This window comes from Arthrobacter agilis (assembly GCF_002953615.1).
GTDB lineage: Bacteria > Actinomycetota > Actinomycetes > Actinomycetales > Micrococcaceae > Arthrobacter_D > Arthrobacter_D agilis_B.
The window spans coordinates 1732129-1739891 of sequence record NZ_CP024915.1; the positions used below are offsets into that span (position 1 = coordinate 1732129).

Below are 7763 nucleotides of genomic sequence, written 5' to 3' on the forward strand. Positions count from 1 at the left end.
CGTGGCCGCTCCATCTGCTGTCGGAGAAGCTCAAGGCCCACATCGAACGGGCGCCGGCAGCCTGGGTCGAGGGACAGGTCATCGAACTCAACCGCCGCGCGAGCATGTGCTACATCACGTTGCGCGACGTCGATTCGGAGGTGTCCCTCTCCCTGTCGGTCTACGGCTCCGTCATGGACCGGGTATCCATGCCCCTGGATCGCGGCTCCCGCGTCGTGGCACGCCTCAAGCCCGACTTCTGGGTCAAGACCGGGCGGCTGTCCATGCAGACGATCGACATCCGTCCCGTCGGGATCGGCGATCTCCTGGCGCGCATCGAGAGGCTGCGACAGGCGCTCGCCGCGGAAGGGCTGTTCGCACCAGCTCGCAAGAAGCAGCTGCCGCTCCTGCCTCACCGGATCGGGCTCATCACGGGCCGCGATTCCGATGCCATGAAGGACGTGATGCGCAACGCCGCCCTGCGGTGGCCGGCCGTCGAGTTCGAGGTCCGCGAGGTCGCCGTCCAGGGCGTGAGCAGCGTTGCACAGGTCTCCGTGGCCCTCGCGGAGCTCGACGCCCACCCCCGGGTCGACGTCATCATCATCGCGCGGGGCGGTGGAGCGCTGGAGGACCTGCTGCCCTTCAGCGACGAGTCGCTGGTCCGCGCGGTCGCGATGGCGAACACTCCTGTCGTCAGCGCCATCGGCCATGAGGCGGATCGGCCGCTCCTCGACGAGGTCGCCGATCTCCGCGCCTCCACGCCCACCGATGCGGCGAAGCGCGTGGTCCCGGACGTATCCGAGGAACTCGCCCGGATCCGGCAGGCGCGTGCCGCGCTCGAACGCTCCATCCGGGTCCTGGTGCACCGGGAGGCGGAAAGCCTCGCGAACCTCCGCTCCCGGCCGTCCCTGGCGAAGCCCGAAGGCATGATCGACGTGCGGGAAGCCGACATCGAGCGGCTCCGGTCCCGCGCCCTGCGCTCTGCCGCCGCAGGGGTGGAACGCGGTGCCGTCGCCGTGCACCACCTGCGGGAACGCGTACGGTCCCTCTCGCCGCAGAGGACCCTCGACCGCGGTTATGCGGTGGTGCAGAAGGAGGACGGACACGTGGTGCGGACGCCGGAGGACGTGCCGACCGGCGAGGTCCTGCGGGTCCGGGTCGCGGGCGGCCAGTTCGGCGCCGTCGCCCAGGGCACACCCGCACCGCACGAACCTGCATGACGCTACAGCCACAGCAGGCCCGGACACGGGCCGACCAGCAGACGAGGAACACCGTGGAGAAGGAAGATGCCATGACGGAGAACATCCCACCGGAGCAGCGACAGTCCGACGTCGGCTCGCTGTCCTACGAGCAGGCGCGCGAGGAACTCGTCGCCGTCGTCTCGCGGCTCGAAGCCGGAGGTGTGAGCCTCGAGGAATCGCTGGCGCTGTGGGAGCGCGGCGAGGCCCTGGCCGATCGTTGCGAGGCGTGGCTAGAAGGCGCGAAGGTGCGGCTCGCGGCTGCGCGGGACAAGGCCGAGGGCCAGTAGCAGGCCGTCGCCCTGCTTCGGCCGGCAGGGCCCGATGCGGCGCCGCTACGCGTCGGGGGTTTGCAGCAGCTCCTGCAGTGCCCACGAGTTGCCGTCCGGATCGGAGAAGTAGACGAAGCGGCCCCACGGCTGCGCGTCCACGTCGCTCGCTGCGACGCCGCGTTCGAGCAGCCCTGCACGGGCTCTCGCCGCATCAGGTACGACGACCTGGATGCCGTGCAGCGATCCGGGCACCATGTCGCTGATGCCCTCGCCGAGTGCGATCGAACAGGCGGACCCCGGCGGGGTCAGTTGCACGAAGCGCAGGCTGCTGCTCACACGGTGGTCGTGGTCCAGCGTGAACCCGACCTGGTCGCGATAGAAGGAGATGGCCCTGTCCGCGTCGGTGACGGGCAGCGCGATGAGTTCGATCTTCCAGTCCATGGGAGCCTCCTGGCGGTGGTGGAGCCTCAAGGCTAGGAGCAGATGCGGACGGTTGCGGTCCGCAGCATCAGAACGGTCAGGACGCGGCGAGGCGCTGCTTCTCGACCTCCACGTCGAAGGATGCCCTGGGCCAGCTCAGCTGCATGTCCTCCAGCGTCGCGGTGAGCAACTGCTGCACGGCGAGGCGTGCATACCACTTGCGGTCGGCGGGAACGACGTACCACGGCGTGTCGGGCGTGCTCGTCCGCTCGATCGCGGCCTGGTACGCCTCCTGGTACTGCTGCCAGTAGCCGCGATCGTCGATGTCGCCGGGGTTGTACTTCCAGTACTTGTCCCTCCGATCGAGGCGCTTCGAGAGCCTGTCCTTCTGCTCGTCCTTGCTGATGTGCAGCATGACCTTGAGCACGCGGGTCCCCGAGGCCACGACGTCCTCCTCGAACCGCGAGATGGCTCCGTACCGCTTCTCGATCTCCGTCGCCGGGGATAGTCCGCGCACACGGTGGACCAGGACGTCCTCGTAGTGGGACCGATCGAAGACTCCCAGCATCCCGGGCCCGGGGAGCTGGTGGCGGATCCGCCAGAGGAAGCTGTGCCGCCGCTCCTCCTCGGTCGGCGCCGCGAAGGCGTGGTGCTGCACTCCCTGCAGGTCGACCAACCCCACGACGTGACGGACGATGCCGCCCTTTCCCGAGGCATCCATGCCCTGCAGGACGAGCAGGACGGCGATCTCGCTTCCGGCCCGGCTCTCGGCGAAGAGCTTCGCCTGCAGGGAGGAGAGAGTGTCAGCGCCGGCGGAGAGCGATGCGGCGCCCTCCTTCTTGCCGCCCTCGAAGCCCGGTGTCGACCGGGGATCCACGCCCGCGAGCGAGAAGTCCGGCCCCGCCAGGAGGAGGCGACGCATCTCGGCACTGCTGTCGGCTGTCACGGACATGGACCCTCCTGCGGTCAGGGCCGGTACGTGGACAGGAACTCGGCGAGCCTCCCGAGGGCATCCTCGATGACTTCCACGCTCGGGAGCGTGACCATGCGGAAGTGGTCCGGGTTGATCCAGTTGAAGGCCCTGCCGTGCGAGATCAGGATCTTCTGCTGCTTCAGGAGGTCGAGGGCGAACTTCTCGTCATCCTTGATGGGATAGACCTCGGGGTCGAGCTTCGGGAAGAGGTACAGGGCACCCTGAGCCACCTCGCAGCTCACGCCGTCGATCGCATTGAGCAACTGCGCGGCCTTGTCGCGCTGCTGCTTCAAACGTCCCCCCGGCAGGATCAGGTCGTTGATGCTCTGGTACCCGCCCAGCGCAGTCTGGATCGCGTGCTGCGCAGGGACATTCGCACAGAGCCGCATGTTGGCCAGCAGGTTGATGCCCTCGATGTAGTTCGCGGCGTCGCGCTTCGGTCCGGAGATCGCCATCCAGCCGCTGCGGAACCCGGCGATCCGGTATGCCTTGGAGAGGCCGCTGAAGGTCAGGCACAGCACGTCGTCGCCCGCGACGGATGCCGCGTTGATGTGGACGGCGTCGTCGTAGAGGATCTTCTCGTAGATCTCGTCGGCGAACAGGATGAGCCCGTGCTCGCGTGCCAGGCGCACGATCCCCTCGAGGACGGGCCGGGGGTAGACCGAACCGGTGGGGTTGTTCGGATTGATGAGGACGATGCCCTTGGTGTTGGGCGTGATCTTCGAGGCCATGTCCTCGAGGTCGGGCCACCAGTGGTTGTCCTCGTCGCAGAGGTAGTGCACAGGGGTGCCGCTGGCGAGCGCGACGGACGCGGTCCAGAGCGGGTAGTCCGGCGTGGGGATCAGCACTTCGTCACCGGCGTTGAGCAGTGCCTGCATGGAGAGCGTGATGAGCTCGCTGACACCGTTGCCGAGGTAGACGTCGTCGACGTCGATCGTCTTGATGCCGCGACCCTGGTAGTACTGCACGACGGCGGTCCGCGCGGAGAAGATACCTCGCGAATCGCTGTAGCCCTGGGCCTCGGGCAGGTTGCGGATCATGTCCACGAGGATGGCGTCGGGCGCCTCGAAGCCGAAGGGCGCCGGGTTGCCGATGTTGAGCTTCAGGATGCGGTGGCCCTGGGCCTCCATGGTCATGGCGTGTTCGAGCAGTGGCCCCCTGATGTCGTAGAGGACGTTACGGAGCTTTTCCGACTGCTTGTAGGTGGCCATTGGATCAGGATGCCACAGCAGGGGCCCGGCACGCGGCATATGTCTGCCGGGCGCCGGGCCCCTGCTGGACGGACCTGGTACTGCTGAACTAGCCCGCGAGCCCCTTGTCGGCGAGCCAGTCCGCGGCCGCGTCCGCGGGGTTGCGCTTCTCGTCGCCGCTGACCTCGCGGTTCAGCGCCAGGAGGTCCTCGGTGGTCAGCTGCGCCGACACCTCGTTGAGGACGGTCTGCGCCTCATCGCCCACGGTGTCGGTGTTGATGAGCGGCAGCACCTGCTGGGCGATGAAGTTGTCCTCCGGGTCCTCGAGGACCACGAGGTCGTTGTCCGCGATGGACGGCGTGGTCGTGTAGATGTCGGCGGCCTGCACGGTGTCGTCGAGCAGTGCCTTCAGCGTGATGTCCCCGCCGCCGTCGTTGATGGCCTCGAAGCCGCCGGGCTCGCAGTTGTACTTCGCCTTCAGGCCGGGCAGGCCGTAGGCGCGCTCCTGGAAGGTGCTCGGTGCGCCGATGGTGATCTCACCGCACACCTCCGCGAGGTCCGCGATCGATGTGAGGTCGTACTTCTCGGCCGTGGCGGCCGTCACGACGAGCGCGTCCTTGTCCTCGGCCTCCGAGGGCTCGAGCACACCGAGCTTCACGTCGGGCGACTTCGCGGTGAGCGCATCGGGCAGCGCCGCGGCGATGTCCTCGGCGGATTCCGCCGTGGCGGCAGGATCGGCGAACAGCAGCAGGTTGCCGCCGTACTCGGGCATGATGTCGATCGAGCCGTCCTCGAGGGCGGTGTAGTAGATCTCCCGCGAGCCGATGTTGAGCTGGGTCGTCGCCTCGACGCCGGCCGCGTTGAGCGCACCGGCGTAGATCTCGGCGATGATCTGGCTCTCGGGGAAGTCAGCGGAACCGACGACGACGGCTCCGCCGGCGGACGCGGACGCGGTGTCCTCCGATTCACCCTGGGGGTCGCTGTTGGCACCGCAGGCAGTCAACGCCAGCGCGGCCGTCAGGCCGCCAGCCAGTCCCATCAAAGCGCGCCGCCCGGCGCGTTGTGCTGACAGGTTCTTCATGTTGTTCCTCCTTGTGCACTGGCGACGGCCTTCTGCCGGCCAGATCCTTGGGCCCGTCCCGGACCGGAGACGCGCAGTCCCGGTGAGATGGCGAATCTCTGCAGCAGTCCCAGAAGCAGATCGACGGTGATCGCGAGGACTGTGATGACGACGGCGCCGCCGAAGAGGCGTCCGTAGTCCGCGAGCTGTGTTCCCTCGACGAGGAAGACCCCGAGCCCGCCGAGGTTGATGAAGGCGACGACGGCGGCGGTCGCGATGACCTGCAGCACCGCTGCGCGGACTCCGCCGAGGATGACCTGCAGGCCGTTGGGCACCTCGACCCTGAACAGGATCTGGAGTTCGCTCATGCCCATGCTCCGCGCGGCATCCACCACGGTCCGGTTCACGGAGGAGATGCCGGCATAGATCCCGCTCAGCAGCGGGGGGACGGCGAGGAGCACGAGCGCCCAGATGGGCGGCATCAGGCCGAGGCCCGCGAGGAGCACGAACAGGAACACCATGCCGAGCGTCGGCAGGGCGCGGAGGATCCCCACGCCGGAGACGATGACGACGCGCCCGCGACCGGTGTGCCCCACGTAGAGCCCGATCGGCACCGCGATCACCAGAGCGACCAGCATGGTCAGTCCGGTGTAGCCCAGGTGCTCGACGACGCGCGTGGGGATGCCGCGGTCGCCCGCCCAGTTGGCGGGAGCGGTCAGCCACTCCCCCATCTGTACGAAGAGGTTGCTGCTCGAGTAGTCCATCAGGCGCCCGCCACCTTCGCCTCGAGCGCGACGATCTCGTCCGCCGGCCTGCCGCCGGCGGAGACCCTGCGCGTCCACGGGGTCAGGAGGCGCTCCGTGAGGACGAGGAGGAGGTCCAGGACGAGTGCCAGCAGGAGGATGATGCCGATCCCGACGGCGATCTCGGTCGGGAAGGACCGGAACAGTCCGTCCGTGAACAGGGTCCCGAGGCTCGGGACGCCGATCAGTGCGCCGACGCTGACGAGCGAGATGTTGGTGACCGAGACGACGCGCAGGCCGGCGAAGAGCACCGGCAGCGACAGGGGCAGGTCCACGGTGAGGAACCGGCGCACGGGCCTGTAGCCCATGGCGACCGCGGCCTGGCGCACGTCGTCGTCGATCGAATCGAGCGCGTCGAGCGTGGACCGGACGAGCAGGGAGAAGGCGTAGACGGCCAGCGCCACGATCACGTTGACGGGATCGATCACCCTGGTGCCGAGAACCACGGGGAGGAACACGAACATCGCCAGTGACGGGACCGTGTAGAGGATCGACGAACCGGTCAGCAGGATCGAACCGATCACCGGGTTGAGCCGGGCGAGCTGCGCCATGGGCACGGCGGCGAGGACGCCGAGGAGCAGCGGGACGATGGCCTGGAACAGGTGGAGGCGCGTGTGCAGCCAGACGAAGTCCAGGTTGGCGAGGAACCAGTCCATGGCTACACCGCCGTGTTGTGGTCGGAGCGGCCCCGGTCGAGCCTCGCGGCTTCGATGAGCTCGAAGACCTCCGCGGCTCGGACGACGCCGACGGCGCGCCCGTCGCCGTCGACCGTCACGCCCAGGCCTGACGGCGAGGACAGGGCGGCGTCCAGCGCGCGGCGCAGGGTGTCGCCGCGCGTGTAGAGGGAGCCTCCCGGGACCGCTTCGGCCTGCTTCGTGATACTTTCGCGCGTCGCCTGCGGGACCCAGCCGTGGGGCCGACCCTCGGAGTCGACGAGCAGCGTCCAGGGCGAGCGCACCGAGACGGTCGGGTCCGCGAGGCGGTCCACCTCGATGGTCTCGATCGGGTGGATGGCGACACCGTCCCCCTGCTGGAAGGAGAGATGGCGGAAACCGCGGTCACGTCCCACGAAGCCCGCGACGAAATCGTCCACCGGGGCGCGGAGGATCTCCTCGGGGGCCGCGAACTGGGCCAGCCGGCCGCCGACCGCGAAGACGGCGACCTTGTCGCCGAGGATCGTCGCCTCGTCGATGTCGTGGGTGACGAAGACGATCGTCTTCGCGAGGTCCCGCTGCAGGCGCAGCAGTTCCTCCTGCAGCTCGGCGCGGACCACGGGGTCGACGGCGCTGAACGGCTCGTCCATGAGGAGGACGGGCGGATCGGCCGCGAGGGCCCGTGCCACACCGACGCGCTGCTGCTGCCCGCCGGAGAGCTGCCCGGGATACCGGCCGCCCAGCTCGGACGCGAGCCCGACGACGTCGAGCAGTTCGCTGGCCCGCTTGCGTGCGGCGGCCTTCCCGACGCCGTTGAGGCGCGGGACCGTCGCAATGTTGTCGAGCACGGTCCGGTGCGGGAGGAGGCCCGAGGACTGCATGACGTACCCCATGGAACGCCGCAGCTCCGCGGCCTTCTGCTGCGAGACGTCCGTGCCGTCCAGGAGGATCTGCCCGGAGGTCGGCTCGACCATCCGGTTGATCATGCGCAGCGATGTCGTCTTGCCGCAGCCCGAGGGCCCGACGAACACGGTGATCCTGCCGCGGTCGATGTCCAGGGAGAGGTCGGCCACGGCGGGGCGCCCGCTGTCGTACGTCTTCGTCACGCTGCGGAACCGGATCATGGGGCGGGCGGAGTCCTGCTCGAAGGAGGTCATGTCAGCTGTGCCTTTCGT

General features: G+C 68.7%; 9 protein-coding genes. 2 read left to right on the top strand and 7 right to left on the bottom strand.

Features of this window, described 5'->3' with window-relative positions:
• Together xseA and CVO76_RS08295 are read left to right on the top strand one after the other, a co-directional pair.
• On the top strand, nucleotides 1-1199 hold a 1199-nt coding region (gene xseA, locus CVO76_RS08290; RefSeq protein ID WP_208741630.1), incomplete at its 5' end, for an exodeoxyribonuclease VII large subunit.
• Between the two features lie 71 nt (nucleotides 1200-1270).
• On the top strand, nucleotides 1271-1507 hold the full coding sequence (locus tag CVO76_RS08295; protein WP_208741631.1) for an exodeoxyribonuclease VII small subunit: 237 nt from the start codon (nucleotides 1271-1273) through the stop codon (nucleotides 1505-1507).
• A gap of 45 nt (nucleotides 1508-1552) precedes the next feature.
• Here the strand turns inward: CVO76_RS08295 and CVO76_RS08300 are convergent, their stop codons facing one another.
• The 7 genes from CVO76_RS08300 to CVO76_RS08330 form a co-directional block, all read right to left on the bottom strand.
• Entirely contained in the window at nucleotides 1553-1930 is a 378-nt protein-coding gene (locus CVO76_RS08300) for a VOC family protein (RefSeq protein ID WP_208741632.1), read from the bottom strand.
• A 76-nt stretch (nucleotides 1931-2006) separates the two neighbouring features.
• On the bottom strand, nucleotides 2007-2861 hold the full coding sequence (locus CVO76_RS08305; RefSeq protein WP_244186271.1) for a PPK2 family polyphosphate kinase: 855 nt from the start codon (nucleotides 2859-2861) through the stop codon (nucleotides 2007-2009).
• A 14-nt stretch (nucleotides 2862-2875) separates the two neighbouring features.
• Nucleotides 2876-4093: a pyridoxal phosphate-dependent aminotransferase gene (locus CVO76_RS08310; RefSeq protein WP_133082547.1), complete on the bottom strand. Its 1218-nt coding sequence runs from the start codon at nucleotides 4091-4093 to the stop codon at nucleotides 2876-2878.
• An 88-nt stretch (nucleotides 4094-4181) separates the two neighbouring features.
• A complete protein-coding gene (locus CVO76_RS08315) occupies nucleotides 4182-5153 on the bottom strand; it encodes an ABC transporter substrate-binding protein (protein ID WP_133082546.1) in 972 nt (323 codons plus the stop codon).
• Complete coding sequence (locus CVO76_RS08320) at nucleotides 5150-5896, bottom strand: ABC transporter permease (RefSeq protein ID WP_244186272.1); 747 nt, start codon at nucleotides 5894-5896, stop codon at nucleotides 5150-5152. Before CVO76_RS08320 ends, CVO76_RS08315 begins: the two co-directional genes overlap by 4 nt.
• Nucleotides 5896-6591: an ABC transporter permease gene (locus tag CVO76_RS08325; protein WP_208741633.1), complete on the bottom strand. Its 696-nt coding sequence runs from the start codon at nucleotides 6589-6591 to the stop codon at nucleotides 5896-5898. Before CVO76_RS08325 ends, CVO76_RS08320 begins: the two co-directional genes overlap by 1 nt.
• A 2-nt stretch (nucleotides 6592-6593) precedes the next feature.
• Nucleotides 6594-7712 (bottom strand): ABC transporter ATP-binding protein, encoded by a 1119-nt coding sequence (locus CVO76_RS08330; protein ID WP_208741753.1) that lies wholly within the window; start codon nucleotides 7710-7712, stop codon nucleotides 6594-6596.
• Nucleotides 7713-7763 lie beyond the last annotated feature (51 nt).

What these genes read in the sequence shown, in the direction of transcription:
- CVO76_RS08295 (WP_208741631.1), top strand. Translation starts at nt 1,271, where the DNA reads ATGACGGAGAACATCCCACCGGAGCAGCGACAGTCCGACGTCGGCTCG.
- CVO76_RS08310 (WP_133082547.1), bottom strand. Translation starts at nt 4,093, where the DNA reads ATGGCCACCTACAAGCAGTCGGAAAAGCTCCGTAACGTCCTCTACGAC.
- CVO76_RS08315 (WP_133082546.1), bottom strand. Translation starts at nt 5,153, where the DNA reads ATGAAGAACCTGTCAGCACAACGCGCCGGGCGGCGCGCTTTGATGGGA.
- CVO76_RS08325 (WP_208741633.1), bottom strand. Translation starts at nt 6,591, where the DNA reads ATGGACTGGTTCCTCGCCAACCTGGACTTCGTCTGGCTGCACACGCGC.
- CVO76_RS08330 (WP_208741753.1), bottom strand. Translation starts at nt 7,712, where the DNA reads ATGATCCGGTTCCGCAGCGTGACGAAGACGTACGACAGCGGGCGCCCC.
- CVO76_RS08305 (WP_244186271.1), bottom strand. Translation starts at nt 2,861, where the DNA reads ATGTCCGTGACAGCCGACAGCAGTGCCGAGATGCGTCGCCTCCTCCTG.
- CVO76_RS08320 (WP_244186272.1), bottom strand. Translation starts at nt 5,896, where the DNA reads ATGGACTACTCGAGCAGCAACCTCTTCGTACAGATGGGGGAGTGGCTG.
- CVO76_RS08300 (WP_208741632.1), bottom strand. Translation starts at nt 1,930, where the DNA reads ATGGACTGGAAGATCGAACTCATCGCGCTGCCCGTCACCGACGCGGAC.